Origin of the sequence: Thermococcus celer Vu 13 = JCM 8558 (assembly GCF_002214365.1) — an archaeon.
Lineage (GTDB): Archaea > Methanobacteriota_B > Thermococci > Thermococcales > Thermococcaceae > Thermococcus > Thermococcus celer.
In genome coordinates this window covers 78,434-103,983 of the sequence record NZ_CP014854.1, presented here as the reverse complement: position 1 = coordinate 103,983, position 25,550 = coordinate 78,434, and the positions used below count along the sequence as shown (strand labels likewise).

General features: G+C 55.2%; 28 protein-coding genes and 1 pseudogene. 15 read left to right on the top strand and 14 right to left on the bottom strand.

The features are described from left to right. Nucleotides 1–19: 19 nt before the first annotated feature. The 5 genes from A3L02_RS00520 to A3L02_RS00505 form a co-directional block, all read right to left on the bottom strand. On the bottom strand, nucleotides 20–589 hold the full coding sequence (locus A3L02_RS00520) for a glucose-6-phosphate isomerase (RefSeq protein WP_088862132.1): 570 nt from the start codon (nucleotides 587–589) through the stop codon (nucleotides 20–22). A gap of 215 nt (nucleotides 590–804) precedes the next feature. After that, the gene (locus A3L02_RS00515; protein WP_054833825.1) at nucleotides 805–987 is read right to left on the bottom strand and encodes a KH domain-containing protein; all 183 of its coding nucleotides are present in this window, start codon (nucleotides 985–987) and stop codon (nucleotides 805–807) included. Between the two features lie 47 nt (nucleotides 988–1,034). After that, nucleotides 1,035–1,208, bottom strand: coding sequence for a zinc ribbon domain-containing protein (locus A3L02_RS10285; protein ID WP_204247201.1), 174 nt, complete (start codon nucleotides 1,206–1,208; stop codon nucleotides 1,035–1,037). Nucleotides 1,209–1,250: 42 nt separating this feature from the next. Further along, a complete protein-coding gene (locus A3L02_RS00510) occupies nucleotides 1,251–1,916 on the bottom strand; it encodes a TraB domain-containing protein (RefSeq protein WP_088862131.1) in 666 nt (221 codons plus the stop codon). Next, entirely contained in the window at nucleotides 1,913–2,857 is a 945-nt protein-coding gene (locus A3L02_RS00505) for a ribonuclease Z (RefSeq protein WP_088862130.1), read from the bottom strand. Before A3L02_RS00505 ends, A3L02_RS00510 begins: the two co-directional genes overlap by 4 nt. A 134-nt stretch (nucleotides 2,858–2,991) precedes the next feature. Between A3L02_RS00505 and A3L02_RS00500 the strand changes: the two genes are divergently transcribed. The 4 genes from A3L02_RS00500 to A3L02_RS00485 all read left to right on the top strand — a co-directional run bounded on the left by A3L02_RS00500 (nucleotide 2,992) and on the right by A3L02_RS00485 (nucleotide 6,149). Then, nucleotides 2,992–3,951, top strand: a complete 960-nt coding sequence (locus A3L02_RS00500; protein WP_088862129.1) for a tetratricopeptide repeat protein — start codon at nucleotides 2,992–2,994, stop codon at nucleotides 3,949–3,951. Between the two features lie 369 nt (nucleotides 3,952–4,320). Next, nucleotides 4,321–4,740 (top strand): hydrogenase nickel incorporation protein HypA, encoded by a 420-nt coding sequence (gene hypA / locus A3L02_RS00495; protein ID WP_088862128.1) that lies wholly within the window; start codon nucleotides 4,321–4,323, stop codon nucleotides 4,738–4,740. Next, nucleotides 4,737–5,465 (top strand): Mrp/NBP35 family ATP-binding protein, encoded by a 729-nt coding sequence (locus A3L02_RS00490; protein ID WP_088862127.1) that lies wholly within the window; start codon nucleotides 4,737–4,739, stop codon nucleotides 5,463–5,465. Before hypA ends, A3L02_RS00490 begins: the two co-directional genes overlap by 4 nt. 213 nt (nucleotides 5,466–5,678) lie before the next feature. Next, complete coding sequence (locus tag A3L02_RS00485) at nucleotides 5,679–6,149, top strand: hydrogenase 3 maturation endopeptidase HyCI (RefSeq protein ID WP_088862126.1); 471 nt, start codon at nucleotides 5,679–5,681, stop codon at nucleotides 6,147–6,149. Here A3L02_RS00485 and mobA read toward each other — a convergent pair. Continuing rightward, nucleotides 6,139–6,711: a molybdenum cofactor guanylyltransferase MobA gene (gene mobA, locus A3L02_RS00480; protein ID WP_088862125.1), complete on the bottom strand. Its 573-nt coding sequence runs from the start codon at nucleotides 6,709–6,711 to the stop codon at nucleotides 6,139–6,141. The genes A3L02_RS00485 and mobA overlap by 11 nt on opposite strands. Before the next feature lie 147 nt (nucleotides 6,712–6,858). Between mobA and A3L02_RS00475 the strand changes: the two genes are divergently transcribed. The 6 genes from A3L02_RS00475 to A3L02_RS00450 all read left to right on the top strand — a co-directional run bounded on the left by A3L02_RS00475 (nucleotide 6,859) and on the right by A3L02_RS00450 (nucleotide 13,230). After that, nucleotides 6,859–7,089: a HypC/HybG/HupF family hydrogenase formation chaperone gene (locus A3L02_RS00475; RefSeq protein ID WP_088862124.1), complete on the top strand. Its 231-nt coding sequence runs from the start codon at nucleotides 6,859–6,861 to the stop codon at nucleotides 7,087–7,089. Then, complete coding sequence (gene hypD / locus A3L02_RS00470; RefSeq protein WP_088862123.1) at nucleotides 7,086–8,198, top strand: hydrogenase formation protein HypD; 1,113 nt, start codon at nucleotides 7,086–7,088, stop codon at nucleotides 8,196–8,198. The genes A3L02_RS00475 and hypD overlap by 4 nt, the downstream gene beginning before the upstream one ends. 92 nt (nucleotides 8,199–8,290) lie before the next feature. After that, complete coding sequence (hypF, locus tag A3L02_RS00465) at nucleotides 8,291–10,609, top strand: carbamoyltransferase HypF (protein WP_088862122.1); 2,319 nt, start codon at nucleotides 8,291–8,293, stop codon at nucleotides 10,607–10,609. A gap of 47 nt (nucleotides 10,610–10,656) precedes the next feature. Next, nucleotides 10,657–11,667 (top strand): hydrogenase expression/formation protein HypE, encoded by a 1,011-nt coding sequence (hypE, locus tag A3L02_RS00460; protein WP_088862121.1) that lies wholly within the window; start codon nucleotides 10,657–10,659, stop codon nucleotides 11,665–11,667. A 76-nt stretch (nucleotides 11,668–11,743) separates the two neighbouring features. Continuing rightward, entirely contained in the window at nucleotides 11,744–12,037 is a 294-nt protein-coding gene (locus A3L02_RS00455; protein ID WP_088862120.1) for a hypothetical protein, read from the top strand. Further along, the gene (locus A3L02_RS00450) at nucleotides 12,034–13,230 is read left to right on the top strand and encodes a cysteine desulfurase (RefSeq protein WP_088862119.1); all 1,197 of its coding nucleotides are present in this window, start codon (nucleotides 12,034–12,036) and stop codon (nucleotides 13,228–13,230) included. The genes A3L02_RS00455 and A3L02_RS00450 overlap by 4 nt, the downstream gene beginning before the upstream one ends. Here the strand turns inward: A3L02_RS00450 and A3L02_RS00445 are convergent. Continuing rightward, entirely contained in the window at nucleotides 13,227–13,943 is a 717-nt protein-coding gene (locus A3L02_RS00445; protein WP_088862118.1) for a TrmB family transcriptional regulator, read from the bottom strand. The genes A3L02_RS00450 and A3L02_RS00445 overlap by 4 nt on opposite strands. A gap of 23 nt (nucleotides 13,944–13,966) precedes the next feature. Between A3L02_RS00445 and A3L02_RS00440 the strand changes: the two genes are divergently transcribed. The 4 genes from A3L02_RS00440 (at nucleotide 13,967) to A3L02_RS00425 (ending at nucleotide 18,123) form a co-directional block, all read left to right on the top strand. Then, nucleotides 13,967–14,575, top strand: coding sequence for an IS607 family transposase (locus A3L02_RS00440; protein ID WP_088862117.1), 609 nt, complete (start codon nucleotides 13,967–13,969; stop codon nucleotides 14,573–14,575). Then, nucleotides 14,556–15,722: an RNA-guided endonuclease InsQ/TnpB family protein gene (locus tag A3L02_RS00435; RefSeq protein WP_088862116.1), complete on the top strand. Its 1,167-nt coding sequence runs from the start codon at nucleotides 14,556–14,558 to the stop codon at nucleotides 15,720–15,722. Before A3L02_RS00440 ends, A3L02_RS00435 begins: the two co-directional genes overlap by 20 nt. Before the next feature lie 74 nt (nucleotides 15,723–15,796). Further along, on the top strand, nucleotides 15,797–16,735 hold the full coding sequence (locus tag A3L02_RS00430) for a 4Fe-4S dicluster domain-containing protein (RefSeq protein WP_237268610.1): 939 nt from the start codon (nucleotides 15,797–15,799) through the stop codon (nucleotides 16,733–16,735). 185 nt (nucleotides 16,736–16,920) lie between these two features. After that, a complete protein-coding gene (locus A3L02_RS00425; protein ID WP_088862114.1) occupies nucleotides 16,921–18,123 on the top strand; it encodes a hypothetical protein in 1,203 nt (400 codons plus the stop codon). A 96-nt stretch (nucleotides 18,124–18,219) separates the two neighbouring features. On the opposite strand, the gene A3L02_RS00420 is transcribed toward A3L02_RS00425, so the two are convergent. The 7 genes and pseudogenes from A3L02_RS00420 to A3L02_RS00390 form a co-directional block, all read right to left on the bottom strand. After that, nucleotides 18,220–19,119, bottom strand: coding sequence for a hypothetical protein (locus A3L02_RS00420; protein ID WP_088862113.1), 900 nt, complete (start codon nucleotides 19,117–19,119; stop codon nucleotides 18,220–18,222). Between the two features lie 54 nt (nucleotides 19,120–19,173). Continuing rightward, nucleotides 19,174–20,316, bottom strand: coding sequence for an ATP-NAD kinase family protein (locus A3L02_RS00415; RefSeq protein ID WP_088862112.1), 1,143 nt, complete (start codon nucleotides 20,314–20,316; stop codon nucleotides 19,174–19,176). Between the two features lie 201 nt (nucleotides 20,317–20,517). Further along, a pseudogene (locus tag A3L02_RS10130) lies at nucleotides 20,518–20,655 on the bottom strand (radical SAM protein); the annotation flags it as partial. A gap of 104 nt (nucleotides 20,656–20,759) precedes the next feature. Continuing rightward, complete coding sequence (locus A3L02_RS00405) at nucleotides 20,760–20,981, bottom strand: MoaD/ThiS family protein (protein WP_088862110.1); 222 nt, start codon at nucleotides 20,979–20,981, stop codon at nucleotides 20,760–20,762. 3 nt (nucleotides 20,982–20,984) lie between these two features. After that, a complete protein-coding gene (locus A3L02_RS00400) occupies nucleotides 20,985–21,278 on the bottom strand; it encodes a hypothetical protein (protein WP_157895706.1) in 294 nt (97 codons plus the stop codon). 60 nt (nucleotides 21,279–21,338) lie between these two features. Further along, nucleotides 21,339–23,213 (bottom strand): aldehyde ferredoxin oxidoreductase family protein, encoded by a 1,875-nt coding sequence (locus tag A3L02_RS00395; RefSeq protein ID WP_088862108.1) that lies wholly within the window; start codon nucleotides 23,211–23,213, stop codon nucleotides 21,339–21,341. 5 nt (nucleotides 23,214–23,218) lie between these two features. Next, entirely contained in the window at nucleotides 23,219–23,743 is a 525-nt protein-coding gene (locus tag A3L02_RS00390) for a 4Fe-4S dicluster domain-containing protein (RefSeq protein WP_088862107.1), read from the bottom strand. A gap of 519 nt (nucleotides 23,744–24,262) precedes the next feature. Between A3L02_RS00390 and A3L02_RS00385 the strand changes: the two genes are divergently transcribed. After that, complete coding sequence (locus tag A3L02_RS00385) at nucleotides 24,263–25,507, top strand: MFS transporter (RefSeq protein ID WP_088862106.1); 1,245 nt, start codon at nucleotides 24,263–24,265, stop codon at nucleotides 25,505–25,507. Nucleotides 25,508–25,550: the final 43 nt, after the last annotated feature.

The window sequence follows — 25,550 nt, the reverse complement described above, 5'->3', positions numbered from 1 at the left end:
TGTAAAAAGAAAGCCAGGGTCACTCCTTCCACTTCGGGTTGTCAACGACCCTAACTTCCCCGTTCTCCTCCACGACGAGCTTCGAGAAGCCCTTCTCGGCTATGCTACCGTAGTCGTGGCCCGCGTCCGCCGGATAGACCGCGAGGAATACGAAGGGCTCGTCGCCAGTGTTGACGGTTCTGTGGGCCCAGTAGGGCGGGACGTAGACGACAGTTCCGGGCCTCATCTCTATCCACTCAGCCCTTCCCTCGGGCGTCTGGAGGAGCATTCCACCCCTCCCCTTGATGCCGTAGTATATCTCGGCCCTGTCGGCTTTGGAGTGGTAGTGTCCCTTAGTGAAGAAGAACTCCTTTCCGACCTTGCCGGGGTGCAGGACGGTGGTCGCGAAGTTCAGGTCGCCGTCCTTGGCTTCCTGCTCAACGGCGTAGACCTCGTAAACGACGGGGTTCTCCTTTAGGAGTTCCGCGTAAGCCTCCTCATCCTGGAAGTAACCCTTTAGGTCACTGAGCCTCCGGACGAGCTTCTTGGCCCCGGGGATGACGCCGGTCTCGAGGTCGATATCAACACCCATCGGTTTCTTGTACTCCATTCCCATCACCGTAACTGAATGGGTCCCAACCTATTTAACCTTTCCCTTTTGTATCACCGTGAGTGTTACATAACTGAAACGCCGGGATCTTACCTCAATGATGTCACGGAACATCCGGGGATCAGTAGAAAATGGGAACGTTCAAAAAATAAATTAACCGACTCCCGTCATCCCGCAGGACCCACGACGATAACCGGTGGGTGGTCTCAGAACGCTCAGGACCGGCCCTTGACTTCGATCTTCTTGCCGATCACGAGTTCCGCCGCCTTAACCGCCGCACCGCCGCTTCCGACGGCTATACGCACCTGATCCTCCGGAACGTAGACGACGATCCTGTCGTCGAGTTCCTCGATTTCGAGTATCTTAACGTTGAGCATCCTCTCGAGTCTGTCCTTCATGGCTATCCCCAGGAATGCTCGGCAACTTCAAATATAAACGTAACGAATCAGTCGAAGTCCCAGATGGTCCTTCCCTTGTAGAATAGCATGACGTAGCCGCAGTTCTTGCAGATGACTATCTTCACCTTGTGGGCGGTGAAGCCCCACTTGCTGTCGAGCTTGCCCTCTTCAACCTGAAACTCCGTTCCACCGCAGAGCGGGCAGACGAGCTTTTCTCCCATACCATCACCTAATTACCACAAAGGTGCTTCAGGTTTTTAACCTTATCGAAGTTTAACATTGTTGAGGATGTGCTCTATCCCGGGCCTGTGGCCGAGGCCGACCACGGCTATTACCCTCGGCTTCCTGATCCCCCTGCGCCTGAGCTCATCGACGATGGATATTAGGTTCCTCGCCATGATCTCGTTGCGCTCCTCGACGAGGACGCGGTAGAGGTAGGGATACCTTCGCTTGAACTGGAGCATCATGACCCTGTAATCCTCCATCGGGTCCGAGAACTGGCCTGATTTGACAGGAAGGAAGACGCTTAAGGCTTCCAGCGCCATGAGGAGCTTTTCTCTCCCCGGGGCCGCTAAGATCTTGGAGAGTACAACACCTATGTCCTCGTCTATGAGGTAGAGCGGAACGCCGAGGAGCTGGGCCGCGCTTATCGCCGCCTTCATCTCCTCCCCGGGTTTCATCCCGAACTCCTCGCCGAGCTTCTCCTCGACCTTTGCCAGGACGTAGTTCACCAGCCCCCTCCTTCCGAAGCGGAGCGACTCCTCGAGGGATAACCTCCTCTCCTCGCCCATAGCCAGAAAGCGGGCCCTGTCGAGCTCCACCGCAACGGCGTGGGGCCTCTCGCTTAGTATCGTTCGTATAACCTCCTCACGGCTCTGCGGTGAGACGTGCATCGTGCCTATGAGCCTGACGTAGCGAAGGTAGCTCATCCCATCTCCCCCAGGACGTTTCTCACGCTGAACCCGCCGGACTTGAACGTCAAAACGTCGAAGTCCCGCGGAACCACGAAGTTAACCCCGTACTCGCGGCATACCCTCGAGGCTTCCTCGGAGTATTCTTCGTAGGAGTATCGGAAGGCCCTGTGGAACAGAGCCAGGAGTTTGACCCTCGCCTTTTTGGCCACCTCGCAGGCTTCAGCGACCGTCGAGTGGTAGCCCTCGCCCCTGTCGTCAGGGTTAAGGTAGGTGGCATCGTGGATGAGGAGGTCGGCCTTTTCCGCGAAGAGCCGGGTTCTCTCAACGGGTAAGGTGTCCCCTGTGTAGACCACCTTGACCCCCCTCCGCCTCGGCCCGGTGACGTCCTCGAGGCGAATTACCTTACCGTTCCACTCGATCCGGCCTTCCCTCTCAAGCTTTCCGAGTATCGGCCCCTCACTCAGGCCGTACTGGGCGAGCTTCTCGGGCAGGAACTTTCCCCGTTTATCCCTCTCCCTGAAGACGTAGCCCAGCGCCGGGATACCGTGCTCGACCTTGAAGCTCCAGATCTCGTAATCTCCTAACTTCAACCGGGTTTCGCCGAGCTCGTGGACGTGAACGTCGAAGCCGGGCCTGAAGAAGCCGCTGTTCAGGAAGTTCCGGACGAACTCGAAGGTGTACTTCGGCCCGTAGACGTGAAGGGGCCTCCCCCTGCGCCAGAGGTTCATCGTCTGAATGAGGGCGGCCAGCCCGAGGTAGTGGTCGCCGTGGAAGTGCGTGATGAATATCCTGTCCACCTTCATGGGGCTGAGCTTGGCCGCGTTCATCTGCCTTATGGTGCCCTCTCCAGCGTCGAGGAGGATAACCTCACCGTTGTAGCGGAGGGCTATGGCCGGAACGTTCCTCTCGCGCGTGGGCATTATGCCGCCCGTCCCGAGGAATATCACGTCGAGCATGTTAGGCGGTAGGAACGGGGCCTTAAATCTCTTCTCATGGAGTGACTTGGGGCCCCTTGAAAAACATCGGGCACTTTCGATACCTGCCAAATCGTTAAATACCCCGGCGGCTAATTATTCTGGGGTGTCACGAGATGGAGGAGATCCTGAAGGCAATAGAGGAAAAGGACTGCAAAAAGGTTGCAACCCTCCTGTATCACAGGGTGGACGGGCTGGGCGACGAGGAACTGAAGGAGGTCCTCGAAAAGACAGAGAAGCTCGCCCTGGAGTGCAACGACTTCGAACTCTACAAGCTCACCGTTTACTACTTCCACGAGCTCCTCGGCGTGGATAAGCTGAGCGAGTTCGAGAAGATGGCCGAGGAGAGCGATACCTTTGAGGTGAAATTCGAGCTGGCCGACCTCTACTACCTCATAGGGGAGCTGGAGAAGAGCCTCGAGATGTACCGCGCTCTCCTTGAGGAGGAGACGGAGAAGGGCAACAGGGAGAACATAGCTAAGATATACTACGCCATGGCGCTCATACACGAGGAGCTCCAGGAGTACGAGAAGGCCCTCGAGCTAATGGAGAAGGCGGAGCAGACCTACAAAGAACTCGGAAAGGAGGACGAGGCACTGAGGGTGGCCATCCACAGGGCCTACGTGACCTTTGAGTCCGGCGAGACCTACGAGGCAAAGGCGATGCTCGCGGGCTTTCTCCCGAGGGTCCTTGACAGGGACGACCTCCTCGTGGAGATACACCTGAGCTTCGAGGAGATATTTGAGGAGGACGAGAACTACGACGCGGCCCTCCAGGAGTGCCTCTACGCCCTCATCCGCGCTAAGGGCACTGACTACGAGGACGTGGCCTTTACATCTCTCAGCGACGTCCTCTGGCAGCTGTTCCTCGAGGACGAGTTCGAGACCGTTTACCTCCACATGGACATGTTCGCGAGGGCCCTTCCGGAGCTCGCGGACTTCTTCGAGGCCGTGAAGGCCCTGGCCCTCTACAAGGACGGAAAGGTCGAGGCGGAGGAGGTAAAGAAGGCCATCGAGAAGGTCAAAGACCCGCGTCTCCTCGATCTCCTCGAGGTCCTTGGGGAGGCGGAGCTTTAATGGGATCACCACCGGGATTCCCTATCCTTTTTATTACCCTTTCAAACGCGTTTCTTCGGTGCCCATAGAAAGGGGGTGATTACCATGGATTCCAGTGGAAAGCTCGTTAAGTCCTCACCGGGATTTTGAAGCTAAAGATTGAAATCGGCGAAAGCAGGCCAAAAACGGCCGTTGGACCCGGTTTTAAACCTCAGGTTCAAAAAATCCTTAAAAAATCCCGATTTAAGTTCTCAGTGAGATGAATGGAAACAAACGATAACATCGGTGAGGTTTGTCCCCTAAGTCCCATCCGGGCCAATCACGCGGAAATCAAATGGGATGGCCTGAGGGTTAATGGCCGGATCGTTAGCGTTGTGGGGGGAAATCGAGATGCACGAGTGGGCACTGGCTGATGGAATAGTTAGGACGGCCCTCGATTACGCGGAGAAGGAGGGGGCGTCACGGATAGTCGCCATCAGGGTCGTTCTGGGGGAACTCCAGGACGTTAACGCCGAGATAGTCGAGTTCGCGATGAGGGAACTCCTCAAGGGCACCATCGGTGAGGGGGCCGACGTGATCTTTGAGGATGAAGAAGCGGTGTTCAGGTGCAGGGATTGCGGCCACGAGTGGAAGCTTAAGGATGTCAGGGAAAACTTCGATGAGCGCATAAAGGAGGATATTCACTTCATCCCGGAGGTCGTTCACGCCTTCCTCGCATGTCCGAAGTGCGGCAGCAGGGACTTCGAGGTTGTCCAGGGGAGGGGAGTCTACGTGAGCGGCATAAAGATAGAGAAGGAGGGGGAGGTATGACGATCGACCCGCGCGTCAGGGGCATCGAGGGAAGGCTCGAGGGGGTGAGGAGAGTAATCCCAGTCGTCAGCGGGAAGGGCGGGGTCGGAAAGTCCCTGGTCTCGACGACGCTCGCCCTCGTCCTCGCGGGGAAGGGTTACAGGGTCGGCCTGCTCGACCTCGACTTCCACGGCGCGAGCGACCACGTCATCCTCGGTTTCGAGCCGAAGGACTTTCCCGAGGAGGAGTACGGGGTGATCCCGCCGACCGTTCACGGGATAAAGTTCATGAGCATCGTTTACTACTCCGAGGACAGGCCAACGCCGATGAGGGGGACGGAGATAAGCGACGCCCTAATAGAGCTCCTCGCCATAACGCGCTGGGACGAGCTGGACTACCTCATCATAGACATGCCGCCCGGTCTCGGCGACCAGTTCCTCGACGTCCTCCGCTTCCTCAAGCGGGGCGAGTTCCTGGTCGTGGCGACGCCCTCGAAACTCTCCATAAACGTCGTTGAGAAGCTCCTGACCCTTCTCGGGGAGAGGGAGCACAGGGTAATCGGGATCGTCGAGAACATGAAGCTCGACGATGAAAAGGATATAGAGGCACTGGCAAAGAGGTTCAACGTCCCCTACCTCGCAGGGATCCCGCTTTACCTGGACCTCGATGAAAAGGTGGGCGATCCCGGGGAGTTGCTGAGAACGGAGTTCGCCCGCAGAATACGGGAAGTGGCCGGGAGGATTTAGCGAAGGGTTTTTTCTTTTCTTAATCAGAGCTGTAACCGGTGGGAAACATGGACGTTCGAAGGCTGATTCACGATACCGTGATGGACGTCGCCCGTGAGCGGGGCGTGGGTGTAGCCAGGATAATCCTGTTTGGACCAAGGACCTGGCGGGGGATGCCATAAGAATCGCAAAACAGGTTTTCGATTTCGTCATCAAAAAACCGGAGGACTGACGATGGAGCTTCCCGAACTCCTTAAAAACGCAGAGAGGGTGGTCGTCTGCGGTATCGGGAACGACGTCAGGGGGGACGACGCCTTCGGCGTTCTGGTCGCGGAGAGACTGAAAGAGCTTGTAAAAAACCCAAACGTCCTCGTTCTCAACTGCGGCGAGGTCCCCGAGAGCTACACCGGAAAGATAGCGGCTTTTGAGCCAGACCTCGTGGTATTCGTGGACGCGGTCGACTTCGGCGGCGAGGGCGGCGAGATAATCGTGACGGATCCAGAGGGGACGGTGGGGGACGCTGTTTCAACCCACAGTCTGCCGCTGAGGGTGCTCGTCGGCTATCTGAAGCTCAGAACGGGCGCGAGGTTCGTCCTGATAGGCTGTCAGCCAGCGGTCATGGGGCTCTTCCAGGAGCCGAGCGAGAGGATAGTTAAAAGGGCCGAGGCGCTCGCGAGGGCCATGGCCGATTCCCTCAGCCGGTGAGTTTCCTGAGGTCGCTCTTTTGGTTGACGTTGAAGAAGCTCTCCCTCCACCCCTCAGGAAGTTCCTCGATGTCAACGTAGTGAACGTCAGCGGAGCTTATCGCCCCGTTCAGGGAGTAGTCTCCCCGTTTTATTTGTTTCTCCAGGAAGTCCCGGAACTTCTCAGAATAGGCCGCGTGGAGGGGCTCGAGGTAGCCGTTGCTCCAGCGGGGGACGCAGACGATTTTTCCACGGCGTCCGAATTCCCGAATCAAGTAATCAACGAATTCCGGAACTATCATGGGCATGTCGCCGGCGGCGACGAAGGCGTCACCAAGGCTTAACGCGGTATAAACTCCGCCGATGGGCCCGATGGTCAGTTCATCGACGATGACCTCGGGGCCGAGGCCCCGGAGTTTTCGGGTGTTATCGGGCGAGGCCACCAGAACCACCTCGTCTATGAACGAGGCCGACTGGAGCCTCTCAACGGCGTGTTGAACGAGCGGCTTTCCGTCTATCCTGAAAAACAGCTTATCGTCTCCGAAACGCTTTCCCTTACCACCAGCCAGGACGACCCCGAGCATGTTACGTTTTCCGGTTCCGGATTTTTAAGCTTCGTGCCTTTTCCGCATTCCTCTCGGCGGGTTGTTTGGTGGATGAGTGGGTTGAAAACCTATGGTTCTAAAAAGAGCTAAAAGAGTCCCTGTTAAGTCATTCTTGGGTGAGACAAAATGTGCCTGGCCGTTCCTGGAAGGATAGTCGAGATAACCGGAAAAGTCGCGCTCGTCGATTTCGGGGGCGTGAGAAGGGAGGCACGCCTCGACCTGCTCCCCGGCGTTAAGGTGGGGGACTACGTCATAGTCCATACAGGTTTCGCGATAGAGAAGCTGGAGGAGGAGAGGGCGAGGGAGATACTCGAGGCGTGGGCGGAGGTTGAGGATGTCCTGGAGGGGTGGCAGTGACAGACGTCTCTAAGGCCTTTAGGAACAGGGAGCTGGCCCAGAGGATCGTCCGGAAAATCCATGAGGAAGCGAAGGGCATCGACGAGTTCCGCTTCATGCACGTCTGCGGAACGCACGAGGACACGGTAACCCGCTCCGGGATAAGGTCCCTCCTGCCCGAGAACGTCAAAATAATGAGCGGCCCCGGCTGTCCAGTCTGCATAACCCCCGTAGAGGACATAGTGAAGATGGGGGAGATAATGCGGCGGGCGTACGAGGGGGGTGACAGAATAATCCTCACCACCTTCGGGGACATGTACAGGATCCCAACCCCCAAGGGAAGCTTCGCGGACCTGAAAAGCGAGGGCTACGACGTCAGGGTTGTCTATTCGATATTCGACGCTTACAGAATAGCTAAGGAGAACCCCGAGAGGACGGTCGTCCACTTCTCGCCAGGATTCGAGACAACGACGGCCCCCGCCGCCGGGATGCTGAACGCGGCGGTTGAGGAGGGGCTCGATAACTTCAAGATATACTCGGTTCACCGCCTGACTCCCCCGGCCGTGGAGGCGCTCGTGAAGCAGGGGACGAGGTTCCACGGGCTCGTCACCCCCGGCCACGTCTCCACGATAATCGGCGTGAAGGGCTGGGAGTACATAACGGAAGACTACGGAATCCCCCAGGTCATAGCGGGCTTTGAGCCCGTTGACGTGCTGCTGGCCATCCTGCTCCTCATCCGGATGGTCAAGAAAGGGGAGGCGAGGATAATCAACGAGTACACGAGGGTGGTTAGGTACGAGGGCAACGTCACCGCTCAGGCCCTCATGGATAAGTTCTTCGAGGTTAAGGACGCAAAATGGCGCGCGCTCGGTGTGATACCGCGGAGCGGCCTCGAGCTGAGGAGGGAGTGGAAGGACCTGGAGATAAGAACGTACTACGACCCGGAGGTTCCGGAACTGCCCGACCTCGAGAAGGGCTGCCTCTGCGGCGCCGTGCTCCGCGGTCTGGCGTTGCCCACGGACTGCCCGCACTTCGGAAAGACGTGCACGCCGAGGCACCCAGTAGGCCCGTGCATGGTCTCCTACGAGGGAACGTGCTCGATATTCTACAAGTACGGCGCCCTGTTTTAGCACCAAAGGTTCAAAACTCCCCTTACGTTTTCAACTTTTGGTTTTAGAAACCTATAAAGGCCTGGATTACCAAGAGGAAACCGGTGGGAGGGATGAAGGCTTACCTGCTTCACGTTCAGGGCATCGTTCAGGCCGTCGGCTTTCGACCCTTCGTTTACAGGATAGCCCACGAGAACGACGTGAGGGGCTACGTTAAGAACCTCGGCGATGCGGGGGTTGAAATCCTCGTTGAGGGAAGTGGCGAGAACATAGACTCCTTCCTGCGGGATTTGAGGGAGAAGCTCCCGCCCCTGGCGAGGATAGAGCGGATAGAGAAAAGGGAAGTTCCGCCCCAGGGCTTTGACCGCTTCTACATCGAGAAGAGCTCCCGCGGCGGGAAGGGCGGGGACTCGGTGATACCGCCGGACATAGCGATATGCGATGACTGCCTCAGGGAGCTCTTCGACCCGACGGACAAGCGTTACATGTACCCCTTCATCGTCTGCACCAACTGCGGGCCGAGGTTTACCATCATCGAGGACCTGCCCTACGACAGGGTCAACACCACGATGCGGGAGTTTCCCATGTGCGATTTCTGCGAAAGCGAGTACGAAGACCCTCTCAACAGGCGCTACCACGCCGAACCCGTCTGCTGTCCCGTCTGCGGCCCTTCCTACCGGCTCTACACGAGCGATGGGGAGGAGCTCGTCGGGGACCCGCTCAAGAAAGCGGCGGAGCTCATAGACGGAGGGTATATAGTGGCGATAAAGGGGATCGGCGGGATACACCTCGCCTGCGATGCCACCAACGAGGAGGCGGTGGCGGAGCTGAGGAGGAGAACCCGCAGACCCCAGAAACCCTTCGCGATAATGGCGAAAGATACGGAGACCGTCAGGGAGTTCGCCTTTCTGGGGGAGGCGGAACTTGAGGAGCTGACGTCTTACCGGAGGCCGATAGTGGCCCTCCGCAAGAGGGAACCATTCCCCCTGCCTGAGAACCTCGCCCCCGGGCTCCACACGGTGGGCGTGATGCTCCCCTACGCCGGAACGCACTACATCCTCTTCCACTGGAGCAGGAGCCGGGTCTACGTCATGACCTCGGCGAACTACCCGGGAATGCCCATGGTCAAGGACAACGATCGGGCGTTTGAGGAGCTCAGGGATACGGCGGACTACTTCCTGCTTCACAACAGGAGGATACTCAACAGGGCCGACGACAGCGTCGTGCGCTTCGTTGACGGAAAACGGGCGGTGATAAGGAGGAGCAGGGGTTTCGTGCCGCTCCCGGTGGAGATACCCTTCGAGTACCGCGGTTTGGCGGTCGGAGCGGAACTGATGAACGCCTTCGGCGTGGCGAAGAACGGGAAGGTCTATCCGAGCCAGTACATAGGGAACACGTCCAAAGTCGAGGTTCTCGAGTTCATGAGGGAGGCGATAGGGCACTTTCAGCGAATACTCCGTGTCGGGGACTTCGATGTGATCATAGCCGACCTGCATCCCGCCTACAACACGACGAAGCTGGCGATGGAGCTGGCGAACGAACTCGGCGTCGAGCTCCTGCAGGTGCAACACCATTACGCCCACGTGGCGAGCGTCATGGCGGAGGGGAACCTCGATGAGATGGTTGGGATAGCCGTTGACGGCGTGGGTTACGGTACCGACGGCCACACCTGGGGCGGGGAGGTGATATACCTGAGCTACGAGGACGTGGAGAGATTGGCCCACATAGACTACTACCCCCTGCCGGGCGGCGATCTGGCGAGCCACTACCCGCTGAGGGCGCTGATGGGGATACTCAGCAAAGTTTACGGCATAGAAGAGCTGGCCGAGATAATCGAGGGATGCTGTCCGAGGGCGGTGGAGAGCCTTCCCTACGGGAGGGTGGAGTTCAACGTCATCCTGACCCAGCTGGCCAAGGGGGTCAACACCGCTTACTCCTCTTCAACGGGCAGGGTCCTCGATGCCCTCTCGGTTCTCCTCAACGTCGCCTACAGGAGGCACTACGAGGGCGAGCCGGCCATGAAGCTGGAGAGTTTTGCGATGCGCGGCAAGAACGACCTTGGGTTCGATGTGCCCGTCGAGGGGGAACTGATAAAGGTGGAAGAACTCTTCGCCCGAGCCCTCGAGCTCACCGGGAAGGCGAACCCCGCTGACGTAGCTTACTCGGCCCATCTGGCGCTCGCGAGGGCCTTCGGGGAGGTCGCCGTTGAAAAGGCGAGGGAGTTCGGGGTGAAGAACGTCGGGATAAGCGGGGGCGTGGCCTTCAACGAGCTCATCGTCAAGACCGTGAGGAAAATCGTAGAGGCCAGCGGGCTGAGGTTCTACACCACCCACGAGGTTCCGCGCGGCGACAACGGGATAAACGTCGGCCAGGCCTTCCTCGGGGGGCTCTACCTCGAGGGCTACCTCACGAGGGAGGACCTGACGATGTGAGGAAAGGATTTAACCGGGAAGATCAAAATTCCTGTGGAGGGAGAAGGATGAGGATAAAGCTCGAACACGGGGCCGGTGGGGAGGTAATGGAGGAACTCCTGAGGGAGGTCGTGCTGAAGAACCTGACCCTGAAGTCGGCCGGGGGGATAGGGCTCGACGCCCTCGACGACGGCGCAACAATACCCCTTGGCGAGGGGCACCTCGTCTTCACGATAGACGGCCACACGGTTAAGCCGCTCTTCTTCCCGGGCGGGGACATAGGACGTTTGGCCGTCAGCGGGACGGTGAACGACCTTGCGGTGATGGGGGCCAGACCCTTGGCCCTGGCGAACTCCATGATAATCGGGGAGGGCTTCGACGGTGACGATCTGGAGAGGATACTCCGCTCGATGGATGAAACGGCCAGAGAGGTGCCCGTTCCCATAGTCACCGGCGACACCAAGGTCGTCGAGGACGGGATAGGTATCTTCGTCGTCACCGCAGGAATAGGGCTCGCCGAGAGGCCCGTGAGCGACGCGGGGGCTAAAGTTGGCGACGTCGTCCTCGTCAGCGGCACCATCGGGGACCACGGGATAGCCCTCATGAGCCACCGCGAGGGGATAGCCTTCGAGACCGAGCTGGAGAGCGACGTGGGCCCGGTGTGGGAGGTGGTAGAGGCCGTGGGAACGGCCATCGGCTGGGAGAACGTCCACGCCATGAAGGACCCCACGAGGGGCGGGCTGAGCAACGCCCTCAACGAGATGGCGGAAAAGGCGAACGTGGGGATACTAATAAGGGAAACGGACGTCCCGATAAGGCCGGAGGTCAGGGCCGCGAGCGACATGCTGGGCATAAGCCCCTTCGACGTCGCCAACGAGGGCAAGGTCGTCATGATCGTCCCGAGGGAGTACGCCGAGGACGCCCTCAGGGCCATGAGAAGCACCGATAGGGGGAAGGACGCGGCGGTGATAGGTGAGGTCATAGGCGAGTACAGGGGTAAGGTCCTCGTCGAGACGGGCATAGGCGGAAAGCGCTTCCTTGAGCCCCCAGCCGGCGACCCCGTTCCGAGGGTCTGCTGATTTCCCATTTTCGTCCTCAACCTTTGGTTTAAGAAATCCATAAATCGTCTTTTTCCGAGTTTTATACGGTGATGGTATGATAATCGCAAAACCCTGTGTAACGATGAAGGGCATCGTGGTGAGCGGTTACTCCTGGGACCGCCAGGTGAAGGTAGACCTGGCCAAGACCGCCGGGTGTCTCCGGGAGAGGGGATACACCGTTAAGAAGCTCATTCCGGAAATGATGCTCATCCTTGAGATGGAGGGATACGAGGTCAGCGTTTACCCGAGCGGCAAGATAATAGTCAAACTCCTTGAGGACCCGAAGAAGGGAGAGTCCATCGCCGGCAGGATATACGACTGCGCCGGGGTTCTGGAGGTGGTCTCATGAGGATTCCTGAGGACGTCAGGAAGGATATACCGCTGACTTCTGAGGTCATATACTTCGACAACACCGCGACTTCCCTCACCCCGAAGCCGGTGATAGAGGCGATGGACGAGTACTACCTCAAATACCGTGCCAACGTCCACCGGGGGGTGCACAGGCTCTCTCAGATGGCGACGCATAAGTACGAGGAGAGCAGGAGAATCGTCGCGGACTTCCTCAACGCCAGGTTTGAAGAGGTGGTCTTCACGAAGAACACCAGCGAGAGCCTCAACCTCGTGGCCCTGGGTCTCGAGGGCCTCTTCAAGCCCGGGGACAGGATAGTGACCACGCCCTACGAGCACCACTCCGATTTGCTCCCCTGGCAGAGGCTCGCGAGAAAGCTGAACCTAAGGCTCGAGTTCATCGAGGGCGACGACGAGGGCAACCTCGATCTGAGCGACGCCGAGAGGAAGATCAAGGGGGCAAGGCTCGTTGCGGTTCAGCACGTCTCCAACGCCCTCGGGGTCATCCACGAGGTGGAGGAGCTCGGAAAGATGGCAAAGGAGGAGGGGGCGATATTCGTCGTCGACGCCGCCCAGAGTGCCGGCCACATGGAGGTTGATGTGAAGAAGATGAACGCCGACTTCCTCGGCCTCTCCGGCCACAAGGGGCCGATGGGGCCCACGGGAATAGGTGTGCTCTACATCAACGGGGAGTTCTTCGATACGTTCGAGCCCCCGCTCATCGGAGGAGGGACCATAGAGGACGTTGACCTGCGCGGTTACAGGCTGACCAGGCCGCCGGAGAGGTTCGAGGCCGGAACGCCCAACATAGGCGGTGCAATAGGCCTCGCCGCGGGGATAAGGTACATCGAGAAAATCGGGATTGAGAGAATCGAGAGGCAGGAGCGGAAACTCGTGGAGAGGATGACCGAGGGGCTCGACGAGCTTGAGGTTCCATGGTACGGGCCCAGGAACCTTAAGAAGCATGCTGGAGTCGTGAGCTTCAACGTACCGCCTCTTCACCCGCACGATGTCGCCGCAGTTCTGGACGAGCACAATATAATGGTTCGCTCGGGCCACCACTGCGCTCTGCCCGTTATGAAGAAGCTTGGAATAAACGGGACCGTCAGGGCTTCATTCCACGTCTACAACAGCGTTGAGGAGGTCGAAACGTTCCTCGGCGTTATGGAGGAGCTTGTTAGAAGTTTGCGTTAGTTCTTTTCCCTGCTTTTTTCGATTAAATAGAGAATTACCATCCTCTGGAACAGTGGGATGAAGGGTATCCTCACGATCAGGCCCTTGATTATTCCGTCCTCCTCGTACACCATGATGGACTCCTTTCCGTCTCGAACAAAGACCCCCTTTACCCTGGAGGGCGCTTCGCTTGAGAACAACGCCTCCGTGAAGATTTTTTGGAAGTCCTCTTCCTCTCTATACAGGATATCTTCGAGGGATACGGGAATTACCTCCCCGAACCGGCTTAAAGCGTTAAGATAACGCTTGTTTTTCTCAAGGAGGATGATTTTTACGTCCAGCCCCTTATGTTTTGCCGTTTCAAAGGCTTTTTTAAACTTCAAGGCCATCTTTGCATCCACAAAAGCCGTTATGAATTCCTTTTCAGAGTTCTCTACAAGATCCCTGACTTTACCCCTTATGTTCCACTCTCCCTGGAGATACCATACAGGTGACCAGTTCTCTCTTTGTCCCTTTTGATAGCTTTTCAGCTTGATTATAACCTCTTCCGCTGATCTTAGGTATTTATCCCTTAACGAAGCAATAACTTTCTCGGGTTCCACGGCTCTGAAATATGCCGGGGTACCTTCACTTATATCTATGAAGCCCTTCTTGTGAAGTTCTTTTGTGATAGGAAGAGGATGGTGGGGGCTGTCCTTTAAATGATAACTACTGAAACATTTATATACTTTCACAACTATCTCATGAACGATGACATATGAAGCTTTACCGGACTGGTGAGGTCGCTGAAAGGCTTGGCGTTTCAAAGATGACAGTCTTAAGATGGATAAAAGCGGGTAAGATAAAAGCCTTCAGGATAGGAAGAGAATACCGCATCCCCGAAAACGAAATCCTACGAATACTTGAAGGCAAAACTCCCAACAAAACGGTTATTTATGCAAGGGTTTCAAGCAGGAACCAGAAAGAAGACCTCGAACGACAAATAGAATACCTCAAAAACTACTGCACTGCCAAAGGTTACCACATCACAAAAACCATAACGGACATTTCATCAGGCCTGAATGAAAACAGAAAAGGCCTGAAACAGCTTTTCAAATTGGTTGAGAGCGGAGAGGTAACAAGAGTTGTGATAACCTCCAAGGACAGGCTAACAAGATTCGGCTTCAAGTACCTTGAGCGCTACCTCAACTCCCACGGTGTCGAACTCGAAGTCGTATTCGACGATGAGGAAAAAACACCAGAAAAGGAACTCGTGAAAGATTTATTAGCAATAGTAACCTCCTTCGCGGGAAGGCTTTACGGAATGCGTTCTCACAAGAAAAAACGCCTCATCGAGGCCGTGAAGAATGCCCTCAGAGACGATTAAACTCGCCGCAAAATTCAAGCTCAAAAACCCTCCAAACGGGTTAGACGGTCTATTCCAAACTTACCGAGAAATAGTGAACACCCTCATCACCCACGCTCACGAAAACAACATCACCAGCTTCTACAGGCTGAAAAAAGAAACGTACAAAAAGTTGCGCAAAGAGTACTCGGAACTACCAAGCCACTACCTTTACACGGCCTGCCAGATGGCAACGGCAATCTACAAGAGTTACAGGAAGAGGAAGAAGAAGGAAAAGGCAAAGGGAAAGCCAGCCTTCAAGAAAGAAGTCATAATGCTGGACGACCACCTCTTCAAGCTCGACTTGAAAGGAGAGGTAAAACTCTCCACCCCGGGCGGAAGGGTTTCCCTCGAGTTCTATCCCGCAAGGTACCACGAAAAGTTCAGGGGCTGGAAGGTTGGGCAGGCCTGGTTGGTCAAAACCTCAAAAGGCGTCTTCGTGAACGTCGTCTTCTCCAAGGAAGTTGAAGTTGGAGAAGCCAAGTCTTTCGTCGGCGTTGACCTGAACGAGAACAATGTAACCTTAAGCCTCCCGGATGGTGAGTTCGTGCAAGTCATCACTCACGAGCGTGAAATCCGGACGGGTTATTACGTGAAAAGACGAAAAATCCAGAAGAAGTTGAAGGCTGGAAAGAGGCGGGAGAAACTCCTTGAGAAGTATGGGGGAAGAGAAAAGAACCGGCTGAATGACTTGTACCACAAAATAGCGAATAAGATTGTTGAACTGGCGGAAGAATACGGTGGGATTGCCCTCGAGGACTTGACGAACATTCGGGAGTCAATAAGGTATTCGGCTGAAATGAACGGGAGGCTTCACCGCTGGAGTTTTCGAAAGTTGCAGTCAATCATCGAGTACAAGGCGAAGTTGAGGGGTGTGAGTGTTGTTTTTGTTGACCCGGCTTACACTTCTTCCCGGTGCCCGGTATGTGGGGGAAAACTAAGCCCGAATGGGTACCGGGGGGTGAAGTGTGAGTGTGGTTTTGAGGCGGATAGGGACGTTGTTGGTTCGTGGAATATCCGCTTGAGAGCCCTGAAGATGTGGGGAGTTTCCGTTCCCCCCGAAAGCCACCCGATGAAGATGGGAGGGTGGAAGGTTGGCCGTAACGATGTTTACAAAAGTTACGGCTAACAGAACGGAGAAGAAATAAAGGGGGAAGTGATAAGGATATGGAACAGGGGCTAAAAGTGCGAATTATACGAAGGATGATTTCCTGGATAGCGCCCGACATCCGGGACATTGTTCCGGAGAATACACCGGTGATAGAACCCTCTCCAAGGTCTCCAGTGGGCTATATGGTTCCGGAGTTTGTGGCCATACATGGAAGCCCGGGAATCCATATACTAAAAATTTTGGCAGTGCTGCCCCACTTCCTGAAGACGGCTTTTTATGCCTGGAGATGTCCGAGAAGTGTAAGACGAAATCCATCCAACGCAGCCAGGAGTGCTGATCCGGAATTTTTTAAAGAACTGGAAGAATGCGCAAAAAAACTTGGGGTCTCAGCCGTGGGTTACACAGAGGTCCCTAGAGAGCACATTTTTCGAAACAGGGCCATACTGTTTAAGAATGCCATAGTCTTAACCATGGAGATGGACAAAGAGAAAATAAAAACCGCCCCCAGCATAACCGCGGGTAGAGAGGTCTGGAGGACATACGCGGAGCTCAGCAGGGCTTCATACAAACTGGCAGAGTTTATGCGGAAGAGGGGGTACAATGCCCAGCCTGATCCACCCGTTGGAGGAAACACCAACTTCTCCCTGCTGGCCCAAAAAGCGGGACTTGGATACATAGGAAAGCATGGCCTCTTGATTTCCGAAAAAGCCGGCCCATCCCAGAGGATTACAGCCATATATACTGATCTGGAGCTTCCATACACGGATTCCAACATAGAGCAATATTCGTGGATCCCGAAGTTTTGTGATATATGCAATAAATGCGTTCGGACGTGTCCTGCTAAGGCGATCTACTTAAAACCTAAAGTTCTCCCCGATGGGCGGGAACAGCACATAGATCCCGTAAAATGTGCCAAAGTTTTTTCCAGAACCCTTGGATGCGGGGTCTGTATAAAGGAATGCGTCTTCTTTAATGGGGATTTTGAAAGGATAAAAGCGGCTTATGAACGGCTATCCAAGAAGGTTGGTTAAGGGCATGAGAAGATCTTAGTAACTCAGGCTTATAGCCGTTTAATACGTATGTTTTCCGTGGATAATACATATTTTTAAAAATTACCCCTTCCGATTCCCCCTGTTTGCTTCTGGAACGATTCGAAACGTTCTTTTCACCGGGTTCCTAAAATAGATGGAGATCCCACTTTTAACCGGTGATTCCCATGAGGTGGAATGTTAGGGTTTGGGTGTTGATAGGGCTGCTCGTCGGGAGCCTCATCCCGGCGGGTCTGAGCCTTGCGGATGAGAATGCGGGTGCAGGCGCCGTGGAGCCAATGCCCCCGGAGATCCAGAATGCAACCCAGGAGCAGGTCATAGCCCGGCATATAGTGGATGTCCTTACGAAGCTCAGCACAATAACGGAGAACATTATGGGCAATACAACACTTCCCGAGAACTCGAGCATCCTGCAGCACTATGAACTCGCCGAGCAGTACAGGGATAGCGCCATGAATGCCTATGAAAGCGGCGATTACTACACCACAATACTGGATGGATTAACCGCAATGCACCACTACAAGGTGGTTCTTGAGAGCCTCAGGAAGGGCAAGGAGAACCTGCGGGACAGATTTTTTGAGGAAGCCAGGAGGATGGGGGAGTACTTTAAAATGGCGGAACACATAATAAACGCTGCACAGAAGCAGGGTATCGACGTTGGCAATGCTCCAGAGCTTCTGAATGAGACCAGAGAGGCCTACAGGGCTGTGCTTGATGATATAAAAGAAAAGGACTTTGCAAAGGCACGGGAGGATCTGCAGGCTGCGAGGGAGAAGAAGGCGGCGCTCGATGAGCAGCTCAGGGATCTAAAGGAGCAGCTCGCCTATGAGAATGCAGAGGAAGTGGTTAAGGTATTCCTGAACAAAACACAAAGGGGAATAGAGATAGCGGAGAAGGCCATAGAACTCTGGAATGAACGGGGAGCTGATGTAAGCAAGCTTGAGAATCTGACGGAGCGGGTAAAGGCGATTTATGATGAAGTGAACGGCCTTGCAGGGGAGGAGAAATGGGAGGATGCCCTCGGTGTCATACAGGAGAACGGTGCAACTTTAAGGGAGTTTTCAAAGGCGGTGAGCTTTATACAGAGGAAGGCTTACGAGAGGCAGGTTGAAGAAAAGATAAAGGACGCAAAGGCATTTATCAGGGAGCTCAACGGCAGAATCAGGAAAGATGGAAAGGCATTGAGAGAGCTCAAGAAGGAAGGGGTGGATACAAGAAAGGCTGAACTCCACCTTAAAGTTGCAATGCAGGAGGTCAGGCTTGGTATTGGGCTCCTGAAGCACAAAAAGCCGATGCAAGCCAAGGCACACTTTGCGATTGCCCTCGACATGCTCCACAGGGTTGATGAGTTTATACTCTGGCATGCGTGATCTTTTCTTTTTTCTTGGTATCTATCAAGCGCTCGAGGGTCAAAAACTTCAAACAAAACAATCGCAACCTGTCCCCGCGAAACTCAAAGAGATACATCAGAGGGGTAGTTCGCCCCACTCAACGTCTATCGTCTCCGGAGTGCGGTAGATGAACGCGCCCTCCCCCTTGTGGACGTGCTTCCTCATGGGGCCGGGTGGGACGCCGTTCGCCTCGTATATGACGCTCTGGGTGTCCGGGTCGTGGTACAGGACGAGGCTCGGGCCGGCGAGGTTCGTTATCGAGTCCACCGCGTACTGCGTCGCGAGAACCGTCACCCTCGCCCTGATGGGCCTCGTTATGAGGGGAAGGGCAGCGCCTCCAGCGGTCGTGTAGGCCAGGACCGCCGCGTCGTTAACGCCCACCATCGTCTTCCTCCTGTGCCGGATTACCGCGCTCACGATCAGAAAGGCCATTCCGGCGAGGGTTACGCTGTAGGTCTCCCCCAGCTCCACCAGGATGTTCTCCCCGAACTCCGGGGGTTCCCCGGAGTAGAAAGCCCCATCAAGCGGGGTGTAGCTTTCCGCTATGACCCCGGCGTATTTTCCGTCGGATTTCACCGCCTCGGGAACGCTCTCCACCTTCCCGGCGAGGAAATCGGCGTAGAGCCTCTCGGTCAGGGTTCTGTCGAGCCCGTAAATCGTCTGGACTATCGTTGCGGCGCTGTAGCCGTCGAGGAGTCCCTTCCGCGCGAGGACAAGCGGGTCGAGGCCGGTTCCCCGGCCGTCCTTCACCTCGATAACGGTATCGAACCCCTCCTTGGAAAAGCTTCCCTCCGTGTCGAAGATGACCGCCCCGTAGCCGATCTCCCTGTATCGATCCGCGAAGTACTTCAGGGCCTTCCCGGCCCACTTGTCCATTCCGAACACCTTGAGGGTCCTCCCGTGATAGACCGGGTCGTAGAAAACGTCCTCTTCCTCCTTCTCAAAGAGCCTGACCGCTATGCGGCTGTACTTCATGGGGTTCACCGTTGGGAAGTAGGAACCCGGACTATAAACGGCTTCTGGTCCGGATCAGGCCCGGGTTACCCTGACGAGCCTCTCCATCCACGGGCCCACGCGAACCCTGATGTAACCGCGGAGCTTCTCGTCCACCTCTCTATCCCCGGTGTAAACCCTTAGGGGGCCGTTTTTGAGCTTCGATGGCGTGGCGACCACGGTTATATTGTCCCGTGGAATTTTTCTCAGGACATCCGCTGAGAACTGCTGGTTACCCCTCCCGAAGAGGAACCCGAGACCGCCTATGACGGTAACGATTACCCTGGGGTTTTCCCCGGCAAAGCGGAGCAGATCCCCCTCGGTGGCGTCTTTAACGAGGAGCCTCGCCCTCCCATCCTTCACCTCTATAACATCGACCCCGAGGAGCGTCCCGTCTATGCCGAGCCGGTCCTTTATCCTCTTTACCGTGGAACCCGAACCGAGGAAGTAGATCCCATCGTTTTCGAGGATCTCTTCCGCCAGGGCCCCGGAGATGGTCTCGAGCTCTTCCTCCTCGTCGATGGGGACCCTCTCCTTGCTCCCCTGAACGAGGGCCTCGACAACGGGGACGATGGCCGTTCCGTAGGTTTTCGCCCGCACCTCATCGCGCCTGTACGCCTCCTCATCTATGTCCCGGACCTCCCTCTCCTCGAGCCTCGCGTTTCCCTTCAGGAACTCGATCAGAACCCTCGCGGCGTCCTCGGGGGAGTAGGCGAAAACCCCGGAGTACATCTTAACCCCCGTTGGAACCCCGAGGACTGGAACCCGCTCCTCAACGGCCTCGAGGATATCCCTGGCGGTGCCGTCGCCGCCTGCAAAAATGATGAGCTCCACCGCCTTGGCCATCCTCTTCGCCAGCTCCTTCGTATCTTCCGGGGTGGTATCGGGAAGCCTAACTCCCTCAACTTCGCGGTAACCTATTTTCCTGTGCCGTATCACATCAAAATCGAACTCGAATTCCCTCAGGATGTTCTCGCCGAGGGGACCCGGCCCCGTGAGGAACTCTATTTCCTTCGCTTCTTTATAGTGGCTCAGCTCGTTCAGGAAGAGCCTCACGAGGTCTTGAGCTATTGGCCTGGCACCCCTCCGAACGGCCTCATCAACGACCCCGTCCGTGCCCTTGAGCGCCACCCTGCCCCCCATCCCTGCTATCGGGTTGACTATGAGCCCGACCCTCATACCATCACCCCACTACCTCCTCGCGAACACCGTCAGGGACACCGCCCGCATGATTGGGGTCGGGGAGATATAATTAAGACTTTCTCCTGCTCGGAAGGGCGCGCATGTAGAAGCGCTGACCGCGATACTCGAGTTCTATCAGCTTACCCTCCTTCAGAAGCTTTTCAACGACCTCCCAGCCGGCGTTGCCTTTCTAAGGAGTTCCCTCACGTCCTCGCGCCAGATGAGGGACGAGTTCGTGAGTATCGCCAGGGGGATGCCGAGGCTCCTCAGCAGTTCGACCTCCCGGGAGAGGTTGATGTCGAGCGTCGGCTCGCCGTCCGGGACGAACGTGATGTAGTGAGTGAAGAAGAACTCAGGGCACTTGAAAGAGACATAATACATGCTATAGAGAGTGGAAAGATTGATCTCTACCTAACGCCCACGTTTAGTGAGTACGTTGGTCAACCCCCGTAGACAACGGGCAGGATCTTTAAAACGTCTCCTTCATTTAGGGGATGCTCCCTACCGACTTTTTTCTCATTAACGATTATATGGTTCCCATAATCACTTATCCCAAGAATCCTGAGGACATCTGAGACTTTACTTCCCTCAGGAACTTCAAATTCAAAATCAGGGGAATACTTTAGGGCCAGATCACCGTAGAGCCTAACCCTGATCTTCATTCATTAACCCCCTCCAAGAGACTCTTCCTTAAGGGGTGAGACCTTCAGAATAGGAACCTCAAGTCCTATGATGAGCTTCTCGAAGAACTCAACCGCATTTCTAAAAGCTTTATCCTCGGTAAAGCCTGTCCTGATCTCATTGTCAAAGTAATACCATAGATCCTTCTCCTTGTCATACAATGCCAGGCTGGGGAGCCATTCACCGCATTCTCCTCTCAGGGTCAGTTCTATTAAAATCTCTTCATTTTCAAGGATCCCCTGCTTTAGTTTTCCCTTCCATCCTTCCAACTCACTCACCGGTGAAAGATTTTAAAAAGAGAATATAAGGCTTTCCTGAACCAAAAGTTAAAGCAAAAGTTAAACTCCCAGCCGCCTCCTGATTCTCTTCACATCCCTCTTTGCTTCACCCAAACCCAGTTTTTCCAGGATTTCTTCCCGTGGAATGCCCTTCTCATCGTATCCAATCTCCTCGTAGTATTGCCTGACCTTTGTATGTATCTCTTCTTTACTTGGGGCTTTTCCCCTGACCGGGCCGCTTGGTAAGGGTTCATAGAACCTTGGAGGATTATCATCGTCTTTTCTTGGATCCCAGTAAACATCAGGCCCACCAAGAAGGAGGAGGATTCTCTGGAGGTGTATTATTCTAGGTCCGATTTCGTTTAGCCACTGCTCAGGAGTTATTTTGAAACCAGTCACTGCGTTTCCGAATTCCAAAATATTCTCAAAGCCTGGCTGTGTGACGAACATACATATCACTGCGGAGTCGTAGAATGCGCTTGTCATTTCTCCCTCGTAACCCTTTGCCGGAAGGGCAGCGGTCGATGTGTGGTCCCCACCTTGAACGGAGACGGCGTAGCTCACGTCCCTTGTGTAGTCAAGCTCGCTCCGTATTCCATGGGCACCGACGCCGATGCCCTTGACGTGAACTGCATACTTCGTTGCGTCGACTCCCTTCATCTCTGAGATCCTTAACGCTGCTCTGTAAGTTCCTTCGGCCAGAATTTCTCCGATCTCTTCTTTGTTTGTGATCATCTCAATTAGTTTTGCAAAGGCCTCCTCGTCCCCCCACCTCAATTCAAAGCCGAGATCCTCTTTCGTCAAAATGCCCCTCTGGTAGAGCTCGGCGGCAAACCCCAAAACATTTCCTGCGTTTATGCCATCAAGTCCAAGCTCATCGACAAGATGGGAGAGGTAAACTATCTTTTCCGGCTCGAAGATGCCGAGGTTCGTTCCCATGTATGCCATCAGTTCGTAGTCCGGGCCATCTGTAATCGCGCCTTTGTGGAGCCCGTTCCTCAGGTAAGAGATCTTCATGCAGTTGACCGGACAGCCATAGTCCGCCCAGTACTTTTTTATCCATACTTTGTTTTCAAAGTTGACGACACTCATCCTCTCGTCGTTGTGGTACTCTTCCTGCCAGTTCCTGATAGGCTCACTTGATCGGTCGTGTCCAACACTGTATCCTCCAGCGGCGGTTCCCCACTCCCTGAACGTAACCGCGGAGAAGGATTTCTTCCAAAACTCTCTTAGGAGAGCTTTCATTTTGTTTTTATCATAGACCTCCGGAAGGGGTTTACTCCCCTTAACCAGAATCGCCTTGAGGTTTTTGCTTCCCATTACAGCTCCATAACCACCGTAACCGGCCGCGTGCATGAGTTTTGTCATTATTGCGGCGAAACGAACTTTATTCTCTCCTCCCCTGCCTATGTACATCATCGCCGGCTCTTTTGGAACTCCCTTCAGTTTTTCTTTTTTCTTTATTTCCTCGTACACATCCCTGAGGAGCGTTTTGTAGAGCTCGGTACCACCCATTCCCCAGTATTTACTCGCATCTCGTATCTCTACGTTATCGTTGTGGATTAAGAGATAAACAGGTGTTTTGGCTTTTCCCCGTATAATGATCCCATCGTACCCGGAGGCTTTGAGTTCAAGCCCAACCTCACTGCTCAAAACGCTCCCCACCACCCCATTGCTCTCCGGAGATTTGGAAAGCACGGCGGTTTTCATTCCCGGATAGTAACCTGTTAGGGGTCCCGTAAGAACGAGCAGGAGATTTTTCTCACCTAAGGGATCAATTTTTTCCCATTGCTCTCCAAGCTCTTTCCATAACAGGTATGTGCCAAGCCCCCTACCGCCGTAGAATTTTTTAAGAACGTCTTCGCTGAGTTCAATTTCATTAATTTCTTCCCCCGTCAGGTTCACATCGAGAAGTTTTCCGGTGTAACCATACATTTCCCTCACCTCAGAAACTCTTCGCCATAAACTTTTCTTGCGATTTCAAAGCTTTTCGCCACCGGATCCTTTGCAAAAGTCCTGAAGATTGGTCTGTAGTTTCCTCTAACAATCTTCAGAGCATCGTGAGCCGCTTCATGACATGCCTCAACGCACTTTGGCTCTCCCCCACAGAGATCACATATTACCACGCTCCCCTTCCCTTCGGGAATCCTCGGGACGTCTCCGGGGCACGCAGCCACACACGCTCCACATTCTATGCATTTATCCTCATCCACCAAAACGGCTCCCGTTTTTTCATCGACGCTCAGCGCATTTGTTGGACACGCAGCCACACACGGATAGTCAGGGCACTGGACGCATGTGTGGGGAACATTTATCCCCGGAAGAAGCTCAAAAATCCTTATCCTTGACGCCTCGGGCCATATAATACCCTCGTGCTCCAGGGAGCATGCTATCTCACACAATCTGCATCCGCTGCACTTATCGGGAGTCACCAAAATCCCCACTCTTTCCATATCCCCGCCCATTTATAACACCTAACAATTTTAGGATGAAGTTGTATATATTTCTTATGCAAATTAAACCGTTTAGACCTGCCTTTAAAGACAAATTAAACCGTTTAGACTTACCTTTGCTTATAAACCGAAGAAACCAAGTATGAAAAGAGCGGCGGAAAATAAAAGGCAAATGCTCCAACGATGCAGAGGACTTCAGTTTTCACTAATTCTTTTGATGGTTTCCCCTTTAGGATTTGCCGCCAAAGTGTCTCATGAGTAAGGGAGGAACTAAGATCGTAATACATGAGGCCAATATCATCAAGATTCCTTCCTATTTAGTCCCCAATCTCCTGAGAAGCTCCTCCTTGATTTAAGTTTTCCGTCCTAACCTCCGAGGGTGTTGCTGAATAGCTTCAGGAGGTGATACCCCAGTTATCCTGACAGTATGTGCCTCACTTAAGTTAATGAACTCTTCTGGGCATCATAGCATCTCCACCATCACGAACCTTTTTAAACCGGCGGCGCCTTCCGGGGGCCTCAGGTGGGAAAATGAGTCAGAGGGTCGCCATCGCGGTGAGGAACGCGTCCGTGTCCAACCGCTACCGCTACGTCCCGAGGATCCCGGGGTGGTTTTACTCCTTCGTTCCCTTCAAGGTGGCCACGGGGGGAAGCTCCGCCCTGGTTAGCCTTTACATCCTCGAGCTCGGGGGAAACGCCTCGACCGTCGGTCTGGCCTTCGCCCTCGCGAGCCTATCTTCCATGCTCGGTGCCCTGTTCTGGGGCAGGCTCAGCGACAGAACCCTCAGGAGAAAGCCCTTCATACTGCTCGGCTTCGCCAGCGTGCCGGTCTTCCTCACCGCGATGGCCTTCGTGAAAACTCCACTTCAGCTCATCGCCGTGAACACAACCTACGCGTTCTTCCTGGCCTCGACCCTTTCGGTCCCGATAGCCCTCGTCCTGAGGAGCGTCAGGAAGCACAGCTGGGACTACGGGATAGGCAAGTTCAACGAGATAAGCGGGTGGGGCTGGGTGCTCGGTCTGGTTTTGGGCTTTGGCCTGTCGGGGTTCCTGACGATACCCGGGCTGTTGCTGACCTTTGCCCTCACGGGGGTTCCCTCCATCATCATGGGATGGCGCACCATACGGGAGGCACCAATATACATCAACAGGGAAGCGATAAGGGCGTTCAGGAACTACGTTGTTGAGAAGGCCCGCTACATGCCCTCCTTCGTGCTCCACACGAACTTCAGCGTCCCGACGAGCCTCAGGCGGTTCTATCTGGCGTTCCTGCTGTTCTGGATAGGGGCCGGTCTGTACTTCCCCCAGATGCCCGTGCTCCTCTCGGGGGAAGGTTACTCCCGCGGGGTCATCTACCTCGCCCTCATCGCCAACTCGGCGGTATCCGCGCTCAACTACACCCGCGTGGGTCTCGGCATGGGAAAAGACAAAGAGGGGGTCCTCAGAAGGGGCCTCATGCTCCGCGCCGGAGCCCTCGTCGCCATAGTGGCGGGAACCATGGTTTCATCGGCACTGTTACCACTCGCCTTCCTTTCGTACGTTCTGGCGGGCTATTCCTGGACTTTCATAAGCGTCTCCTCAACGGCAATCGTGAGCGAGAGGGCGGGGGAGAGGGAGAAGGGAAGCGCCATGGGAACTTACAACCTCGTGAGCTCGGCCGGTTACGTAACGGGAAGCGCCTTAAGCGGACTCCTCGTATCCTCGGCCGGGTTTGGAGCGGCGTTCGGACTCGGACTCGCCCTGCTCGGGGGGAGCGTGGCCCTGCTGAGAAGGTAAAAGGCCGGAAAATCGAGAAAGCAAAGGGTGGAACCCGGATCCG